The following is an 18367-nucleotide window of genomic DNA, read 5'->3' on the forward strand; positions in this document are numbered from 1 at the left end:
CGCCCTTTCACGGCGGTAACAGGGGTTCGAATCCCCTATGGGATACCATATTTAAGATGGTTGAACATGATTCGAAAGAGTTCTTTGATTATCTATATAGCATTGGTGTTTAGCCTACAGACACCAATGAGTATTCACTCGATGCAGAGTATAACGTATCAAATGTGTCCCATTCGTCTAGAGGCCTAGGACACCGCCCTTTCACGGCGGTAACAGGGGTTCGAATCCCCTATGGGATACCATATTTTTAAAATTTTAGTTTTAGTCAGCTAGAATTTGGGGCTATAGCTCAGCTGGGAGAGCGCTTCGCTGGCAGTGAAGAGGTCCACGGTTCGATCCCGTGTAGCTCCACCAATTATTTGGTATTTAATGCATATATTGCATTCACAAATTAACCACCGAAAGGTGGTTTTTTTATGTCTAATTTTTATTTCTTTCTTGTTTTAATTAAGTCCATGTAAACTATTATTACTCTGCTAGTCATAAATACTCTCTTCACATCACGATCAATGACAATGTGCGACATTCCACCCATTACCCCTTTTCTACTGTGTGACAATCCACACATAAAATCGCTCTCCGGTTTCCTTATTAAATTAAAGTTAATATATTTCATTGAGTTACAAATAATTAACATTCTGGCCTAATGCTTGCTATGTTTGATCTATCCTCATAAAGCGTTTATGGCGTACTTGTTCTGGGACAAGTCACCACCTTGAGGAAAATATAACACTAAAAAAAGGAAGTTAATTATTATGAAAAAATCCACCAGTACCTTTACACGCCCACTCAAATCAATTGCTAAACTAGCAACAATTGCTACTATTCTGGCAGCGAGTTTTAATGTCTTTGCTGAACCTGTAGAAATTAAATTTTCGCATGTTGTTGCAGAAAACACACCAAAAGGACAAATGGCACTTAAGTTTAAAGAATTAATAGAGCAGCGTTTACCTGGTGAATACGTTGTTAACGTATTTCCTAACTCACAGTTATTTGGGGATAACAACGAGCTAGCAGCACTACTCCTAAACGATGTGCAATTTGTAGCACCGTCATTATCTAAGTTTGAGCGTTTTACCAAAAAACTACAGATTTTCGATTTACCTTTCTTATTTGAAGATATGGCAGCAGTTGATCGTTTTCAGCAATCAGATTCAGGCCAAAAATTATTAAACGCAATGAACCGTAAAGGCCTTGTTGGTCTAGGTTATCTTCACAACGGCATGAAGCAATTCTCAGCGAACGATCCATTGGCATTACCAAAAGATGCTAACGGCAAAAAGTTCCGTATTATGGCATCTGATGTGATTGCAGCTCAATTTGATGCAGTTGGCGCGATTCCTGTTAAAAAGCCATTTTCAGAAGTGTTTACTCTGCTACAAACACGCGCCATTGATGGTCAAGAAAACACTTGGTCAAATACCTACTCAATGAAATTCTATGAAGTACAAAGTCACATAACAGAAAGTAATCATGGCGTTTTAGATTACATGGTAGTGACCTCAAATACCTTCTGGAAAGGTCTACCCGCCGATAAACGAGCTATTTTTAAGTCATCACTAGACGAAGCTATCGCACTTGGTAACAAAATTGCGGCTGAAAAAGATAATCAAGATAGACAAGCCATTATTGATTCTAAGCGCTCTGAATTAGTCACGTTAGCGCCTGCTGCACGCCAGCAATGGGTTAACGCTATGAAACCAGTTTGGGCTAAGTTTGAAGATCAAATTGGTAAAGACATGATTGATGCCGCTCAAGCTGCAAATACTAAATAGTCTCCGTACTTGACGTGGTACTGAACGCATTCTTGCATCAGTACCACCTTTTTTTATTCAAGGAGTATGACCGTGATTTCAAGACTATTTGGTTATTTTGAAGAAGGGTTCCTTAATTTATTAATTACATTAATGACGTTGCTAGTTTTTGGCGAAGTTATTGCTCGTTTCTTTTTTAACACCGGTTTTTTATGGATCCAAGAACTGACCCTTACTCTTTGTGGTTGGTTTGTATTATTTGGTATGTCTTATGGCGTTAAAGTAGGAGCACATATTGGTGTCGATGCCTTTGTATCTAAGCTATCTGGTAAGCCACAGAAAGCAGTCGCTATCTTTGCGTGCCTGTGTTGCATTATTTACTGTGGCATGTTTTTAAAAGGTGCTTGGGACTATCTTAGCCAAATGTACCAAATTGGTATTCCAATGGAAGATATCGACTTTCCTGCATGGTTTATTCATCAATTAGATCCAGATTTTGCCTGGGAAACATTACGCATCGACGTAGAAGACGGTGCAGTTCCTATTTGGTTATCTCAAAGCATTTTAATTATCGGGTTTTCAATGCTCACTTGGCGTTTTATTGAATTGTTTATCGCTATTTTGCGCAATAAAGCTGTTGGTTTCCAACTGGCCGATGAAGCAAAAGACAGCATGCATTTAATCGATGAAGCTGCGCTATCCACATCATCAGAACAACAACAAAATGATAAGGACGCGAAATAATGACTATAGCAACACTATTTATTGCTTTGTTTATTTGCATGATGATTGGTATGCCTATTGCTATCGCTTTAGGCTTTTCAAGCATGCTGACTATTTTGTTATTTTCAAATGATTCGCTCGCTTCGATTGTTTTAAAACTGTATGAGTCGACTTCAGAACACTACACTTTATTGGCAATCCCATTCTTTATTCTATCATCGGCATTTTTGTCTACTGGTGGCGTAGCAAGACGTATTATTGACTTTGCGATGGACAGCGTAGGTCATATCCGCGGTGGTCTTGCTATGGCATCAGTGATGGCTTGTATGCTATTTGCAGCGGTATCGGGTTCATCACCAGCTACTGTAGCGGCTATTGGCTCTATTGTGATTGTTGGTATGGTGCGTGCGGGTTATCCAGAAAAATTTGCAGCAGGCGTTATCACTACGTCAGGTACATTAGGCATTTTAATTCCACCATCGATTGTAATGCTGGTTTATGCAGCCGCGACAGAAGTGTCTGCCGCTAGAATGTTTATGGCCGGTTTAATACCAGGCTTAATGATGGGTTGTATTTTAATGCTGGCCATCTATATCGTTGCTCGGATTAAAAAGCTGCCTTCACGTCCTTTTCCTGGCGTTAAAGCATTAGCGATATCAAGTGCTAAAGCGATGGGTGGTTTAGCACTCATTCTGATTGTGCTAGGTTCTATTTACGGTGGTGTAGCAAGCCCAACTGAAGCTGCGGCAGTAGCTTGTGTATATGCTTACTTTATTGCTGTATTTGGTTATCGTGATATTGGCCCTCTTAAAAATGTCGCTTGGCGAAATAAACAAGAGTCTTTAGTGGGAGCCTCATTACGTAACATAGGGCACATGTTACTTGCCGTTATTAAAACACCTACCGACAAAGAAATCCGTCATGTAGTACGTGATGGCGCTAAAGTCAGTATTATGCTGCTGTTCATTATTGCTAATGCCATGCTGTTTGCCCATGTATTAACCACCGAACGTATTCCGCACATTATCGCCGAAACGATTGTCGGATTTGGATTACCCGCATGGGGCTTTTTGATTATCGTCAACTTACTGTTATTAGCTGCGGGTAACTTTATGGAGCCTTCAGCTATTCTGTTGATTATGGCGCCAATCTTATTCCCTATCGCAACCCAGTTAGGTATCGATCCTATTCACTTAGGCATCATTATGGTGGTCAATATGGAGATAGGCATGCTCACACCGCCTGTAGGGCTCAATCTGTTTGTCACCGCAGGGATAACAGGAAAAAGTATGGGGTGGGTAATTCAATCGTGCCTTCCTTGGTTAGTATTGTTACTCGGTTTCTTGATGTTGATTACCTATATTCCACAAATTTCTCTATTTTTACCCGAATACATAGACAAATTAAACGGCTATTAACTTGATAATTCGCGTATTATAGACGAGCCTTAATTTATTAAGGCTCGTTTTTTTACTTATGCTCAATAATCATCATAATCATTATCGATTGGGAATATGCATGCTTTCATTCTCGACTACCAAAAAACGAAATGTTGTAATGAGCATGATGCTCATTATCGGGTTATTACTGACCCTTAGAGTTACATATTGGTATTTACTTGAACAAGGCACAACGTCCATTGCTGAGCAATCTGAAAAGCAAATTAATGAACTGGTAATTTTTATTGATAACGCCCTTTCACACTACGAAAATATTCCTGCAGTACTTGCACAAAACCCCATCTTAGAACAAGGGTTACTTGATCAACGCAATCCTCAAACAATCGAAAAGCTCAACGCTTATTTATCTGAATTAAAGCAAGTCACTGAGTCGTCAGACATTTACCTCACCGATGCGCTTGGCGTGGCTATTGCCGCCAGTAATTGGGATGTACCAAACTCTTTTATTAATCATGATTATTCATTTAGGCCTTACTTTATCGATGCGATATCAGGGAAGTCTGGACGATATTATGCAGTTGGTACCTCATCAAATAAGCGCGGATTCTACTTTGCTAATCCGGTATATCATAGAGGCGTGGTATTGGGTGTAGTGGTTGTAAAAGTTGATATAAGTTTGATTGAACAACAAAGTAGTGGTATTGCCATCGCAAGCCAATATGAGTTTATGATCAGCGATCCAGACAATATAGTGTTTCTTTCAAGCATTAATAGTTGGCGATTTAATTCATTAACACCACTGACACAGGCTAAACGTTTTGCTCTAAATTCATCAAAACGCTATGCCAACCGGCCCATTGGTGAGCTTAGTGTAAGCCCTCTTTTTATGCTCGGCAATTCCGATACTAAACAGGTATATAAAATATCATCAGCTGAAGGCCACGCAAAATACCTTGAACGTCACCAATTGATGCCCAATGCTAATTGGAACGTTCATATTCTTACTCCAATGAAGCCCTTATATGAATCGTTACCGCCAATAATGCTATTGGCGGCCACACTCTATTTATTATTAACACTTTTTATACTTTATAGCATTGAGCGCCGTAAAAATTTACGCAGAATGCACCAAGCTCAAAATCTACTCGAACAACGAGTAAAAGAGCGTACATTGGATCTTGAACAAGCCAACACCCAATTAAAAGACACTCAAGACGAACTAATCCAAGCGGCAAAGCTTACGGTCATAGGTAGCCTGTCAGCCAGCATTAACCACGAGCTCAATCAACCGTTGGCAGCACTGCGCAGTTACGCACAAAACACTCAAACATTCATTGGCCGTAATATGATTGAAGATGCCAGCAGCAATATCAAAATCATGATAGAGCTAACCGATAGGCTTGCAGATATTATTGGTCAGTTTAAAAGCTTTACACGGAAATCTCAGGGAAAAGACAACGCCACCGAAATTAATCAATCAATTGAGCAAGCACTTACCATTGTTCAACCTGAAATGGACAAACAAGGTGTTAAATTGTCGCTAAAATTATTAACGGGCAAATGCCAAATATGGGGCGACAGCGTCAGATTACAACAAGTACTGGTTAACCTTATTAGTAATGCTATCGTCGCAATGCAGCAATCTACAGAGCGACAATTACAAATCGAAGTCTATTGCGACAGCAAGGTCAATATAAGCATTCAAGACAGTGGCCCAGGCGTGAGAGAAAGCCAAATGAATAAAATTTTTGAACCTTACTACACCACCAGTGAGCGCCAAGGACTAGGCTTAGGATTGTCCATCTCGCAGCGAATTATCGAATCTATGCAAGGTTCTATTACTGTCGAGAATGCCATACACGGTGGGGCTATTTTCCATATTATTTTGCCACTTTATTTACGTGAGGAAGTGTAAACGTGACTCAAATTCAAGACATCAATAATTATCAAGTTATTATTGTTGATGATGAACCTCATATCGGTATCGTGTTACAGCAGTTATTTAAACTAGAGAATATCAACGCGTTGGCGATTACGAATCCGCAAGCTATCTCCAGCCATATTACCGCTAACTGGCCTGGCATAGTAATTTCTGATGTTAATATGCCGCAACTCGATGGTTTGAGTTTATTGCAACAACTGAAACAACAAGACAGTGACTTACCTGTAGTACTATTAACGGGTTTTGGTGACATTGCTATGGCGGTAGACGCACTCAAGAAAGGTGCTTACGACTTTATCGAAAAACCATTTAACAACGAACATATACTCGATGTGACTAAACGCGCGTTAGATAAGCGTGCGCTAACACTAGAAAACCGTAAACTTAAACGCGAACTTGAATCGCATATAGCACCTGGTCCACGTATTTTAGGCAGTAGTCCTGGTGTGATGAAAATGCGCCATCTTATTGACCAAGTGCTCGACACACCTGCAGATATCATGATTGAAGGTGAAACCGGTGCAGGTAAAGAGCTTGTCGCCCGATATCTGCATGACCATAGTTATCGTAACAAAGCTAATTTTGTCGCCATTAATTGTGGTGCAATCCCTGAAAATCTCATTGAAAGTGAACTCTTTGGTGCAGAATCTGGCGCTTTCACTGGCATAGACAAACGCCGCATCGGTAAGTTTGAATATGCTAATGGTGGCACGCTACTTCTAGATGAAATAGAAAGCACTCCTATGGCCTTACAGGTTAAATTATTGCGTGTATTGGAAGATCGTAAAGTCGAACGATTAGGATCAAATACGCCGATTAATTTGGACATCAGGGTTATTGCGGCAACAAAATTAAACTTGCAGCAACTGTGCGAAGAAGGGAAATTCAGACAAGATTTATTGTATCGTCTTAACCTAGTGACCATTGTCATTCCTCCACTACGAGATCGCCGAGAAGACATTCCATTGCTGTTTTTACATTTTGCCAGAATTGCTTCGGCTCGTTACCATAAAGCACTCATAGCATTAAATCCCCAGCAAACGATGGTGCTAACCTCTCACGACTGGCCTGGTAATGTACGCGAGTTACGTAATTTAGCAGAACGTTATGTGTTACTTGGTGCAGAAGCCGCTTTTGCTGGTAATTTAGATAACCACACCACTATGCACACCAGCATGTCGCTTCAGCAAAGAGTGGAGTTCTTTGAGAGAATGTTAATTGAAGAAGCATTAAGCCACAACAAAGGCAGCATCAAATTAACCATGGAACAACTCGAATTACCCCGTAAAACCTTGTACGACAAAATGCGTAAGTTTGAACTAGACCGTAAACAATTTATCGAGAGTTAATCGGGTACGGATACATCAATAACCTGTTGTTGATGTATCCCTAAACGCCAGACCGCCACTAAAAGCAGCGCCAAAAGGCTCATAGACCCCGCAACCACTCCATTCCATTCAGCTTCGTGCCAAAACATCATTAAATAAGGTCCGCCTAGGGATGCGCCAAGATAATAGCAACATAAATACAGCGACGTTGCCTTAGCGCGATGACTGGTGGCACGGATAGCAACAAACGAATTACAACAGCTGTGAGTTAAGAAAAATCCGCAAGCACTGATCAGAAAACCCACCACAATGGCAGTCAATGTATCCACCAAAGTCAACAACGTGCCAGCGACCATTAAGCATAAAGCCACTCTAAATAATGGCATCGAGCCATAGCGCATAATCCATTTTGCCGACAAATAAGAAGCAAATGTGCCACTTGAATAACAGAGAAAAATCAAGGTCGCATTAAAGCGACTCAAACCATATGGTTCAGCCATAATATGCAATTGAATAAAGCTAAACTGATTGACCATCATCATAAATGCTAAGCCACCAATGGCATAAGCGAGGCGCATCTGCGAGTCAGACAAATGGAACATAAAGCCATCTATATCTTGCTTTACCTTATGTCGCAAAGAGACTTTTTGCTTAACCACTGGGGATTTAATTTCTTTACGCGGCAATAAATACGTTACCAATGCCACCCCCATTAACGTGACCAAAAACACCAACCCCATTGACGACTGCCATGATAAATTTTGTGCCATTAATCCGCCAAAAATTCGTCCTGCGATACCGCCCATACTGTTGGCCATAATGTATACGGCAGCAGCTTTGAGCATAAAAGAGGGAGCTAATTGTTCTTTAAAATAGGCCATCGAAATCGCGGGCACAGCGGCCAACAAAATGCCCTGCAGTAAGCGCACCCATAATAAGTCATCGAATGTTTGGGCAAACACTAATAAAATATTCGACCCTGCGAGCAGCCATAAACTCACCACAATAGGAGCCAACCGTCCTATCCTGTCAGATAAAACTGCATAAAAAAGCAATGAAAAAGCTAAGGTGAAACTGGTAACAGATAACACCAAAGTAGCTTGTGCGCCAGACACATCAAAATGTTCCGCAATAGACGGCAGCATGCCTTGTACTGTGTACAAATTAATGTAAATCACCATAGAAGCTATGCACAAAGCCCAAATTAAACGAGTTTGCGCATGCGAGCGATAAGTCTGAGATAACTCTGTCATAAACAACCTAAACAGCACATTAGGGTAGAAACAGATTATTACCCGCCAAATAAATAGATCAATGACGGGCATAAGAGTTTGTGAACTAGATTACGAAGTGGCTATTTAACGCGTTTCATTAACACTTGAGTGGTAAATTGACCGTTACTGATCACACGGAACTTATCATACGTTTGAAAAATAGCATTACCTTGATAAGTGATCATTGCCACAACACCGTAATCAACACCGCTTTTGACTAACTCAGCAGGTAAGGTGAATTTAAATGGAACGGGTGCTCTGGCTATATCAAAGTTTTTTTGAGAGATAATCGCACCCGGAGTATTAAAATCAATTAATGCAATGTTAATTTTACACCCTTGTGGCAAGGCAATTTTCTCTGCATAACCTGCATAGCCATTTACAATGACTGGCTTTTCAGGCTCAATCGTCACACAACCGTTGAGTATTATGGCAATCAAAGTGACAACCGCGAATTGTATCCCTTTCTTAATTATTAACATGTTAGCGTCCTACTTGGTCATTCTGATTAAACCTTCCTGTGTGGCAGAAGCCACAAGACGTCCTTGCTGATCAAAAAACTGCCCTTTCACAAATCCACGTCCACCGCCTGCATTGGGACTATCAATACAGTACAAGAGCCATTCTCCCATATTAAATGGGCGATGAAACCACATGGCATGATCAATAGTGGCCATGCGCATACCTGGAGTTAAAAAAGACACACCATGGGGCTGAGTTGCTGTGGCTAAAAAATTAAAATCCGATGCGTAAGCGAGTAAATACTCTTGAATACTATGATCCGATGGTACTTGCCCATTGGCACGTAGCCATACATACCCTTTTGCCTCTGTTGTGTTAGGGGCGATAGGATGAACCGGGTTAACTAAACGCATTTCAATCGGAGAGTCTGCCATAAATTTTTCGAGCATTTTCGCTGGTACTTTATCACGCATAGTCACTGCAAGTTCTTGCTGATTCAATAAACCTTCAGGTCCTGGCACATCGGGCATGACATCTTGATGATTAAAGCCTTCTTCAACCGTTTGGAACGAACAGGTCATATAAAAAATAGGTCGACCTTTCTGAATCGCTTTTACTCTACGCGCACTAAAACTTCCTCCATCGCGCATATTTTCAACATCGTAAATAATCGGTAATTTTTCATCACCCGCACGTAGAAAGTATGAATGTAAAGAATGTACATGGCGGTCTTCACTAACCGTTTGTTTTGCAGCACTTAACGCTTGTCCCATCACCTGGCCACCAAACACGTGTCCGAAGCCTAAATCTTGACTCTGGCCGCGAAACAGACCTAACTCAATTTTCTCAAGTGACAACAATGACAATAAATCGTTTAATACCTGACTCATAACACCTTCTCTACAACTTGGATTAACGTTAAGGTTACCTTAGTTAAGCTGATGTTTTCTAGCTTATTCTATGGTAATTGTTGAATTTAAGTCATCTAGTGACAAATCACGAAATAGTGATGCAACGCAAATATTCATATCTGCAGCCTAATTGAATATTTGGTATGCTATTAGATATGACTAATCAACAGTGCGCCTCACAATATTATGCAACCTAGCTCAATGCAATCATGGTTTATGGCTATCCGTCCTCGCACGTTACCGGCGGCTATCGGTCCATTATTAATCGGAAATATGCTAGCGATTGGGCTCGAACAATTTAGCTTACTCATCGCCTTTACCTCAATGCTATGTGCAGTATTATTGCAAATTTCAGTTAATCTCGCTAATGACTACTTTGACTTTAAGAATGGTATCGACACCGAAGAGCGGATCGGTCCAATAAGAGTCACTCAAAGCGGTATTCTTGCTCCGTCATCTGTACGAAATGCCATGATTGGTTGCCTAGTCATATCATTATTAGTAGGTTCATTGCTAATCGTTCACGGTGGCTGGCCAATAGCCATTCTTGCAACAGCCTCGATATTAGGCGCGTTATGTTATAGCGGAGGTCCCTACCCACTGGCATCACATGGATTAGGCGAAATTGCTGCATTTGTATTTTTCGGCTTAGTGGCCGTTGTTGGCAGTTACTATTTACAAGCAGGCACCACCACCATGACAGCATGGTTACTTGGCTGTGCTATTGGTTTTTTTAATGCTGCCATTATGCTGGTCAATAACACTAGAGATATCTCTACCGACACAAAAGCAGGTAAAAATACTCTTGCGGTAAGAATTGGTGAAGCACAAGCAAAAGTGCTATATCAAAGTTTTGTCTACTTACCATTTGGTATCATTATCGCGGGATTCTTGCTCGGGTCGCTCGATGGGTTACCCGTATTATTAGCAGGTGTATCATTAGTAATCGCACGTAACCTGAGTCGCGAATTTCATAATAATACTGGTGAAGCATTAAATCCTATCCTTGGGCAAACAGCTAAATTGACGATGATTTTTAGCGTCTTATTTAGCATTGGATTGTACTTTTCGCTAACCTAACCATTTTCCTTAGCTAAATAAAAAGGCGCTTCATTTTACAATGAAGCGCCTTTTTATAATGTAAGACTAATTACACCTTAGCTAACGTACGCTGCTTCGCACTCCAGTCTAAGTGGTATTTCTCACCAGCGGGTTTATCGGTGCGTTCAAAAGTATGTGAACCGAAAAAGTCGCGCTGACCTTGTAACAAGTTAGCGGGTAATGTCTCACAGCGGTAGCTGTCATAATAGGCAATAGCCGAACTAATACATGGAGCAGGAATGCCCTGCATAACAGAAGCTGCGACCGTTTTACGCCAGTTAAGGTGTTTTTGCGATAATGTTTGACTAAAAGTGTCAGCCATTAATAAGTTCGTAAGGTTTGCATCTTCTTGATAAGCCTTAGTAATTGACTGTAGGAACGTAGCACGGATAATACAACCCGCTCGCCAAATTTTAGCAATTTCAGCAAAATCTAAAGACCAATTCTGCTCTTTAGCATTCATCGCCATTAACTGAAAACCTTGCGCATAACAGCACACTTTAGCGCAGTATAATGCATCTTCAAGATTAGCAATAAATGCCACTTTTTCAGCATCACTAAAACTGACTGGTGCAGGTCCTGCTAACTTCGAGCTTAACTGCATACGCAAGTTTTTCTGAGTGCTCACAGCGCGTGCATAAACGGCTTCAGCAATCGTTGGCGCAGGGCAACCAATTTGCAAGCTGCTCACTGCAGTCCATAAACCAGTGCCTTTTTGGCCTGCTTTATCTAAAATCATTTCAACTAATGGCTTACCGGTTAATGGATCGTCTTGTTGTAAGACTTCAGCACTAATCCCCATAAGGTAACTGTTAAGAATACCTTTATTCCAACCATTGAACACGTCACCAATGTCATGGGCAGACATGCCTAAGCCGTCACTGAGCAATTGATACGCTTCGCAAATAAGTTGCATATCAGCATATTCAATGCCGTTATGAACCATTTTAACGTAATGACCAGAACCAGCAGGACCAATATAAGTCGTACACGGCTCACCTTCGGTTACCGGATTGCCTGGCTCAAAACGCTCTATCGGTAAACCCGTTGCTGAATCCACTTTAGCAGCAATAGCTTTCCAAATTGGTTCAACATAACGCCATGCTTTTTCATCGCCACTGGGCATGAGAGATGGACCAAAACGGGCACCGACTTCACCACCAGACACTGCAGAGCTAAAGAAAACAAACTGATCTTTATAACGTGCTTCGCGTTCTACCGTGTCGGTCCAAAGGCTGTTACCCGTATCAATAACGATATCGTTGGCTTCAATACCAGCTTCAATTAACGATTTACATACACCGTCAACAGGCGCACCAGCAGGCACAGATAATACAATAACTCGAGGCTCAACTAATTTAGCCAGCATTTCTGTAAGATTATTACATGACTGCATGCGCGGTGCCGTACCCGCTTTACGCTCACTTTCTTCTTGAGCCACAGCAGCGTTGACTTTTGGAGTATCTAAATCGAAAACTGCAACATGGTAGCCGTTGTCAGCAATGTTTAATGCGAGGTTCTTGCCCATAACACCAAGGCCGATAACGCCGACGTGAGATTGTTGGGTGTGGTTATTCATAGTGTATGTTTCCACAGGTCACAGAGATTAATCGCGTAGTGCGAATCCATTTGGGTGGCAATTATAGCGATTCTTGTAACTAAATTACCAGTAACAAAACGCGGAAACGCTGTTTTTTACAATGTATGCCCAATCTGTTTATTAGGAGATAACATCGTGTCACAATAGAAAAAACCATAAAAACACTGGTTTTTTATGGTTTCGATTTAAAATCACCTTATCATTTGACATGGCTAAATATTGAAGAGTAACATCATGTTATCTCAGTAGTTAGTGCATTAGCATAACCCATTTTAGTCAACGCATTCCGGACAATATCTAAGGTTTGTGGGTCTTCAATCGTTGCTGGCATGGTGTACTCTTGATTGTCTGCAATTTTACGCATTGTGGCTCGTAATATTTTTCCAGAGCGGGTTTTAGGCAACTTTTGCACAGCACTTACTAGCCTAAATGAAGCCACTGGGCCAATTTCATGACGTACCAGTGCAAGTAACTCTTTATAAAGAGCTTCATCTGATAAGGTAACGCCATTTTTAAGCACTACTAATCCAAGAGGCACCTGGCCTTTTAGTTTATCTTGCACACCAATTACCGCAGCCTCGGCCACCGCTTCATGCTGACATAAAACTTCTTCAAATCGACCCGTAGATAAACGGTGTCCGGCAACATTTATGATGTCGTCAATTCGGCTCATAATGTATAAATAACCATCTTCATCGACATAACCTGCATCTCCAGTTAAGTAATAACCAGGATACATAGACAAGTAACTGTCGATATAGCGTTTATCATTTTGCCACAAAGTCGTTAATGTGCCTGGTGGTAAAGGTTGCTTTATCACCACATTACCACTTTCATTAGGAGCCACTTGTTGCCCCATCGCATCAAGAATTTCTACTTGATATCCTGGTACTGCACGCGCAGGCGATCCGGCTTTAATCTCTATCGGATCGGTGCCCATCAAGTTTGCCGCGACAGGCCAACCAGTTTCAGTTTGCCACCAATGATCAATCACTGGTTTACCTAACTGCTGCTGACTCCAGTTTAAGGTGTCAGGATCGCAACGCTCCCCCGCTAAATACATCTGTTTAAGACAAGTTAAATCAAATTGTTTAATGAACTCGCCTTCTGGGTCTTCACGTTTAATAGCACGAATTGCAGTTGGTGCAGTGAAAAAGCTACGAACATTTTTTTGTTCGATAATTCGCCAAAATGCACCCGCATCAGGGGTACCAATAGGTTTACCTTCGTACATTATGGTCGTCGCACCCACCAGCAATGGCCCATAAACAATATATGAATGCCCTACTACCCAGCCAACATCTGATGCTGCCCAAAAAACATCGCCCACACCAATGTCATAAATGTGTTTCATCGACCACGCTAATGCGACTGCATGGCCGCCATTGTCGCGTACGACACCTTTAGGTTGCCCTGTGGTACCTGAGGTATATAAAACATATAAAGGATCTGTGGCATCCAAAGACACGCAATCAGCATCAGGCGCATCCACCAGCGCACTGTACCAATCAAGATCTCTTGGCGACTGTAATTGCGCTTGGAATTCAGTTCGATTCAAAATTATGCAATGTTCGACTTGATGTTGCGCTTGAGATAATGCGTCATCGAGTAAAGGTTTGTACGGTACGACACCAGAAGGTTCAATGCCGCATGAAGCAGACAGAATTAACTTAGGTTTCGCATCATTAATCCGCGTAGAAAGCTCATTGGCAGCAAAACCACCAAACACCACAGAATGAATCGCACCAATCCGTGCACATGCCAGCATGGCATAAGCTGTTTCTGGCACCATTGGCATGTAAATAACCACTCGGTCGCCTTTTTCAACACCAAGTGACACCATCAATCCAGCCAAGCGTTTTACCTGAGCCAACACAGATTGATAACTAATTGAGTATTCGTTGTGCGTCACAGGGCTAATGTAATGAATCGCTGTTTGTTCACCTCTTCCTGCTAATACGTGACGGTCTACGGCATTAAAACAAGTATTCATCTTGCCATCAGCAAACCAACGGTAAAAAGGCTTATTGCTATCATCAAGTACCGTTTGGGGCGCAAGATCCCAGCTAATGGCTTCAGCGGCTTGCTGCCAAAACACTTCGGGATCGGCTATCGATTGTGCGTGCATTGATAGTCCTACATCAGCCATATTGTTCTCCGTTAATCAACTTGTATTACAGTGATTATGAGCAGAATTCATTAAATACCCCTATTAGACAAAGGGATAACAACCACTAAAACCAACAAAAAAACCTTAAGTTTCAATCGAGTGTTTAACTTGTGCTGGTCAAATACTATCAGTAATAAAATACACTAAATAACAATATGTTAATGTATAATTAGTGTTTGAGTGGCAAGCAAAATTAACACGCATTAAACTGAAAACCATCTAGCAAACTTTACCTTTACGTAAACTTCATATATCTTGCATCAAAAGAAACACTTTTGGTGACATGATGAGCACAACCCACATTCCTCAATCAACATATTCAATCAGTGACTTATCAAAAGAATTTGATATCACCACCCGCAGTATTCGTTTTTACGAAGACCAAGGCTTGATTAAACCTAAGCGTCGCGGGCAAACCCGAATTTATAGCCTGAAAGACCGAGTGCGTTTAAAACTTATTTTACGCGGCAAACGTCTTGGTTTTTCGTTAGCTGAAACTCGTCGACTATTTGAGCTTTACGATGCTGATAAAAGTAGCTCAACACAGCTCAATACCATGCTGGATTTGGTCAATGAAAAAAAATCAGCTCTACAGCAGCAAATGGACGACATTAAAGTAGTGTTAATGGAACTCAATTCAGCCGAACAACAATGCAAAGCGGCGCTTGCCGACAACTCGGCTAAAAAAGCCAAATAAAACTCAATAAAAAAATGGCTGACTCAATAAGGCCAACAACATTTTTCCTACTGCCAAAAACGCACATAAAAGCGTTGGCAAAAAATGTTTACCAGACGACAATAAAATTCAACAGGACATATGCAAATGAGCGATTTATATACCAGCTTAAACTTTGGTTTAGGTGAAGATGTTGACATGTTACGCGACGCTGTTCGCGGTTTTGCGGCCAACGAAATTGCGCCTATGGCCGCCCAAGTCGATATCGACAATGAGTTCCCTAATCAATTATGGCCAGTACTTGGCGATATGGGTTTATTAGGTGTCACTGTTGATGAACAATATGGTGGAGCCAACATGGGCTACCTTGCGCACGTTGTCGCAATGGAAGAAATCTCCCGCGCATCAGCCTCTATAGGGTTAAGTTATGGCGCTCACTCAAACTTATGTGTAAACCAAATTAACCGTAATGGTAATGACGCTCAAAAAGCAAAATATTTACCTAAGCTAGTCAGTGGTGAGCACATTGGTGCACTTGCGATGAGCGAACCTAATGCGGGATCAGATGTGGTTTCAATGAAACTGAATGCTCGCAAAGAAGGTGACCGCTACATCCTTAACGGCAACAAAATGTGGATCACCAACGGTCCTGATGCCCACACCTATGTTATTTACGCCAAGACTGACTTAGAAAAAGGTGCACATGGCATTACTGCGTTTATCGTTGAACGTGGGTCTAAAGGTTTTACTCAAGCACAAAAATTAGACAAGCTAGGTATGCGCGGTTCAAACACCTGTGAACTTGTATTTGAAGACTGTGAAGTACCAGAAGAGAACATCTTAGGCGGCCTCAATAATGGCGTAAAAGTGTTAATGAGTGGCCTTGATTATGAACGTGTAGTGTTGTCTGGTGGCCCATTAGGCATTATGTCTGCTTGTATGGACATAGTGGTGCCATACATTCATGAACGCGAACAGTTTGGTAAGTCAATTGGTCAATTCCAACTAGTGCAAGGCAAGTTAGCCGATATGTACACGGGTATGAATGCTGCACGCGCTTATGTTTACAGTGTGGCTAAATCATGTGACCGCGGTGAAACCACACGTAAAGACGCCGCTGGTGCGATTTTATACAGCGCTGAGCTTGCCACTAAAATGGCCTTAGATGCCATTCAATTACTGGGCGGCAATGGCTATGTCAACGAGTACGCAACAGGTCGTTTATTACGTGATGCTAAGCTTTACGAAATTGGTGCAGGCACCTCTGAAATTCGCCGCATGTTAATTGGTCGCGAATTGTTTAACGAGTCAAAATAACCAGTTTTTGCAGTACGAAGGCGACATATCAAGCGTGCTATGTCGCCTTAATCAAGCCCCCCCTTATTTTTTGCTTCATTAAGGATATAGAAATGACGCAACTGAGCAGCCGTATCAATCCTCGCAGTGACGAATTTAAAGCCAAGTCAGACAGCATGGCGTTATTGGTCGATGATCTTCAACAAAAACTAAAAAAAATCGAACAAGGCGGCGGCCCTGTTGCCTTAGAACGCCATTTATCTCGTGGTAAGTTATTGCCGCGCCAGCGCGTTGAAAAGCTGCTCGATCCAGGTTCACCTTTCTTAGAAATATCGCAATTTGCCGCTTACGAAGTCTATGACGAAGAAGTCCCAGCGGCAGGCGTTATTGCTGGTATCGGTCGTGTCAGTGGTATTGAGTGCATGATTATCGCCAACGATGCTACGGTCAAAGGCGGCACTTACTACCCGATTACCGTTAAAAAGCATTTACGCGCGCAAGACATCGCCAGCCGTTGTCACTTACCGTGCATCTACTTAGTCGATTCTGGTGGCGCGAATTTACCTCGCCAAGATGAAGTATTTCCAGATCGCGATCATTTCGGCAGAATTTTTTATAACCAAGCACAAATGTCAGCCAAAGGTATTCCGCAAATTGCTGTCGTCATGGGCTTGTGTACCGCAGGCGGTGCTTATGTTCCTGCAATGGCCGATGAGTCTATTATTGTTAAAGATCAAGGCACCATCTTTTTAGCCGGGCCTCCATTAGTGAAAGCGGCTACCGGTGAAGAAGTCAGTGCAGAAGAACTTGGCGGTGCAGAAGTTCACACTAAAATATCGGGGGTTGCCGATCATTTAGCGCAAAATGACGACCACGCGCTTGAGCTTGCTCGACGTGCAGTACTGCGTCTTAATCATCAAAAAGAAATCAAAAGCTTATTAAGTCCAGTCAAACCACCTAAGTTCGATATCCATGAATTGTACGGCATTGTCGGTACCGATCTAAAAAAGCCGTTTGATGTAAAAGAAGTCATTGCCCGAGTGGTTGATGACTCTGACTTTGACGAATTTAAAGCTAACTACGGGGCAACCCTAGTGTGTGGTTTTGCCCGTATTCACGGTTACCCAGTTGGTATTGTGGCCAATAACGGCATTTTGTTTTCTGAGTCGGCGCAAAAAGGCGCTCACTTCATTGAGCTATGTTGCCAACGCAAAATCCCACTGTTATTCCTGCAAAACATTACCGGCTTTATGGTGGGTAAAAAGTACGAACACGAAGGCATTGCAAAACATGGCGCCAAAATGGTGACCGCGGTTTCTTGCGCCAACGTGCCTAAGTTTACCGTGATTATCGGTGGCAGTTATGGCGCAGGTAACTACGGCATGTGTGGCCGCGCATTCGAACCGACCATGATGTGGATGTGGCCTAACGCCCGTATTTCGGTCATGGGCGGAGAACAAGCTGCTGGCGTATTAGCCACAGTGCGCCGCGATGGTTTAGCCCGCAAAGGCGTTGAATGGTCTGCAGAAGATGAGCAAGCATTCCGTAAACCCATTGTTGAGCAATACGAAAAAGAAGGTCATCCGTATCATGCCAGTGCCCGACTTTGGGATGATGGCATTATTGATCCGGCACAAACGCGTGACGTGGTCGGCTTAGCCTTATCGGCAGCATTAAATGCTCCTATTGAAGACACCCGCTTTGGGGTGTTCCGCATGTAATTCATTCGG

14 protein-coding genes and 2 tRNA genes are annotated in these 18367 nt (G+C 42.0%); 11 read left to right on the forward strand and 5 right to left on the reverse strand.

Going from position 1 to position 18367, the window contains the following annotated elements; translation table 11 throughout:
• The first annotated feature begins 166 nt into the window (after window positions 1–166).
• The 7 genes from AAEY94_RS15390 (at window position 167) to AAEY94_RS15420 (ending at window position 7168) form a co-directional block, all read left to right on the forward strand.
• Window positions 167–242, forward strand: a tRNA-Glu gene (locus tag AAEY94_RS15390).
• A 36-nt stretch (window positions 243–278) separates the two neighbouring features.
• Window positions 279–354 (forward strand) — tRNA-Ala (locus tag AAEY94_RS15395).
• Between the two features lie 401 nt (window positions 355–755).
• Entirely contained in the window at window positions 756–1775 is a 1020-nt protein-coding gene (locus AAEY94_RS15400) for a TRAP transporter substrate-binding protein (protein ID WP_182744755.1), read from the forward strand.
• A 66-nt stretch (window positions 1776–1841) separates the two neighbouring features.
• A complete protein-coding gene (locus AAEY94_RS15405) occupies window positions 1842–2498 on the forward strand; it encodes a TRAP transporter small permease (RefSeq protein WP_350979189.1) in 657 nt (218 codons plus the stop codon).
• The gene (locus tag AAEY94_RS15410) at window positions 2498–3895 is read left to right on the forward strand and encodes a TRAP transporter large permease (RefSeq protein ID WP_101086555.1); all 1398 of its coding nucleotides are present in this window, start codon (window positions 2498–2500) and stop codon (window positions 3893–3895) included. The genes AAEY94_RS15405 and AAEY94_RS15410 overlap by 1 nt, the downstream gene beginning before the upstream one ends.
• 100 nt (window positions 3896–3995) lie before the next feature.
• A complete protein-coding gene (locus AAEY94_RS15415) occupies window positions 3996–5792 on the forward strand; it encodes a sensor histidine kinase (protein ID WP_350979190.1) in 1797 nt (598 codons plus the stop codon).
• Window positions 5793–5794: 2 nt separating this feature from the next.
• Window positions 5795–7168, forward strand: coding sequence for a sigma-54-dependent transcriptional regulator (locus AAEY94_RS15420; protein WP_101086553.1), 1374 nt, complete (start codon window positions 5795–5797; stop codon window positions 7166–7168).
• On the opposite strand, the gene AAEY94_RS15425 is transcribed toward AAEY94_RS15420, so the two are convergent.
• From AAEY94_RS15425 to tesB, 3 genes are all read right to left on the reverse strand, one after another.
• Window positions 7165–8400, reverse strand: a complete 1236-nt coding sequence (locus AAEY94_RS15425) for an MFS transporter (RefSeq protein WP_350979191.1) — start codon at window positions 8398–8400, stop codon at window positions 7165–7167. The genes AAEY94_RS15420 and AAEY94_RS15425 overlap by 4 nt on opposite strands.
• 101 nt (window positions 8401–8501) lie before the next feature.
• Complete coding sequence (locus AAEY94_RS15430; protein WP_101086551.1) at window positions 8502–8903, reverse strand: YbaY family lipoprotein; 402 nt, start codon at window positions 8901–8903, stop codon at window positions 8502–8504.
• A gap of 9 nt (window positions 8904–8912) precedes the next feature.
• Window positions 8913–9773 carry an acyl-CoA thioesterase II gene (tesB, locus tag AAEY94_RS15435; RefSeq protein ID WP_011638171.1) on the reverse strand — a complete coding sequence of 287 codons (861 nt, stop codon included), beginning with the start codon at window positions 9771–9773 and terminating at the stop codon, window positions 8913–8915.
• Window positions 9774–9980: 207 nt separating this feature from the next.
• Here tesB and AAEY94_RS15440 point away from each other — a divergent pair, with 207 nt between their 5' ends.
• Window positions 9981–10874 (forward strand): 1,4-dihydroxy-2-naphthoate polyprenyltransferase, encoded by an 894-nt coding sequence (locus AAEY94_RS15440; protein ID WP_101086550.1) that lies wholly within the window; start codon window positions 9981–9983, stop codon window positions 10872–10874.
• 70 nt (window positions 10875–10944) lie between these two features.
• On the opposite strand, the gene gnd is transcribed toward AAEY94_RS15440, so the two are convergent.
• Together gnd and AAEY94_RS15450 are read right to left on the reverse strand one after the other, a co-directional pair.
• Window positions 10945–12474 carry an NADP-dependent phosphogluconate dehydrogenase gene (gene gnd, locus AAEY94_RS15445; RefSeq protein WP_162023560.1) on the reverse strand — a complete coding sequence of 510 codons (1530 nt, stop codon included), beginning with the start codon at window positions 12472–12474 and terminating at the stop codon, window positions 10945–10947.
• Between the two features lie 253 nt (window positions 12475–12727).
• Window positions 12728–14644: a propionyl-CoA synthetase gene (locus AAEY94_RS15450; RefSeq protein ID WP_350979192.1), complete on the reverse strand. Its 1917-nt coding sequence runs from the start codon at window positions 14642–14644 to the stop codon at window positions 12728–12730.
• 307 nt (window positions 14645–14951) lie between these two features.
• Here AAEY94_RS15450 and AAEY94_RS15455 point away from each other — a divergent pair, with 307 nt between their 5' ends.
• From AAEY94_RS15455 to AAEY94_RS15465, 3 genes are all read left to right on the forward strand, one after another.
• The gene (locus AAEY94_RS15455; RefSeq protein WP_101086547.1) at window positions 14952–15362 is read left to right on the forward strand and encodes a MerR family transcriptional regulator; all 411 of its coding nucleotides are present in this window, start codon (window positions 14952–14954) and stop codon (window positions 15360–15362) included.
• A gap of 126 nt (window positions 15363–15488) precedes the next feature.
• Complete coding sequence (locus tag AAEY94_RS15460; protein WP_350979193.1) at window positions 15489–16658, forward strand: isovaleryl-CoA dehydrogenase; 1170 nt, start codon at window positions 15489–15491, stop codon at window positions 16656–16658.
• A gap of 92 nt (window positions 16659–16750) precedes the next feature.
• Window positions 16751–18358, forward strand: coding sequence for a carboxyl transferase domain-containing protein (locus AAEY94_RS15465; RefSeq protein WP_350979194.1), 1608 nt, complete (start codon window positions 16751–16753; stop codon window positions 18356–18358).
• Window positions 18359–18367 lie beyond the last annotated feature (9 nt).

It is taken from the genome of Shewanella sp. AC34-MNA-CIBAN-0136, assembly GCF_040309945.1.
Classification (GTDB): domain Bacteria; phylum Pseudomonadota; class Gammaproteobacteria; order Enterobacterales; family Shewanellaceae; genus Shewanella.

Coding starts and splice junctions, on each gene's coding strand:
- tesB (WP_011638171.1), bottom strand. CDS start 9,773: ATGAGTCAGGTATTAAACGATTTATTGTCATTGTTGTCACTTGAGAAA.
- AAEY94_RS15410 (WP_101086555.1), top strand. CDS start 2,498: ATGACTATAGCAACACTATTTATTGCTTTGTTTATTTGCATGATGATT.
- AAEY94_RS15415 (WP_350979190.1), top strand. CDS start 3,996: ATGCTTTCATTCTCGACTACCAAAAAACGAAATGTTGTAATGAGCATG.
- AAEY94_RS15450 (WP_350979192.1), bottom strand. CDS start 14,644: ATGGCTGATGTAGGACTATCAATGCACGCACAATCGATAGCCGATCCC.
- AAEY94_RS15430 (WP_101086551.1), bottom strand. CDS start 8,903: ATGTTAATAATTAAGAAAGGGATACAATTCGCGGTTGTCACTTTGATT.
- AAEY94_RS15465 (WP_350979194.1), top strand. CDS start 16,751: ATGACGCAACTGAGCAGCCGTATCAATCCTCGCAGTGACGAATTTAAA.
- AAEY94_RS15440 (WP_101086550.1), top strand. CDS start 9,981: ATGCAACCTAGCTCAATGCAATCATGGTTTATGGCTATCCGTCCTCGC.
- AAEY94_RS15400 (WP_182744755.1), top strand. CDS start 756: ATGAAAAAATCCACCAGTACCTTTACACGCCCACTCAAATCAATTGCT.
- AAEY94_RS15405 (WP_350979189.1), top strand. CDS start 1,842: ATGACCGTGATTTCAAGACTATTTGGTTATTTTGAAGAAGGGTTCCTT.
- AAEY94_RS15455 (WP_101086547.1), top strand. CDS start 14,952: ATGAGCACAACCCACATTCCTCAATCAACATATTCAATCAGTGACTTA.
- AAEY94_RS15460 (WP_350979193.1), top strand. CDS start 15,489: ATGAGCGATTTATATACCAGCTTAAACTTTGGTTTAGGTGAAGATGTT.
- gnd (WP_162023560.1), bottom strand. CDS start 12,474: ATGAATAACCACACCCAACAATCTCACGTCGGCGTTATCGGCCTTGGT.
- AAEY94_RS15425 (WP_350979191.1), bottom strand. CDS start 8,400: ATGACAGAGTTATCTCAGACTTATCGCTCGCATGCGCAAACTCGTTTA.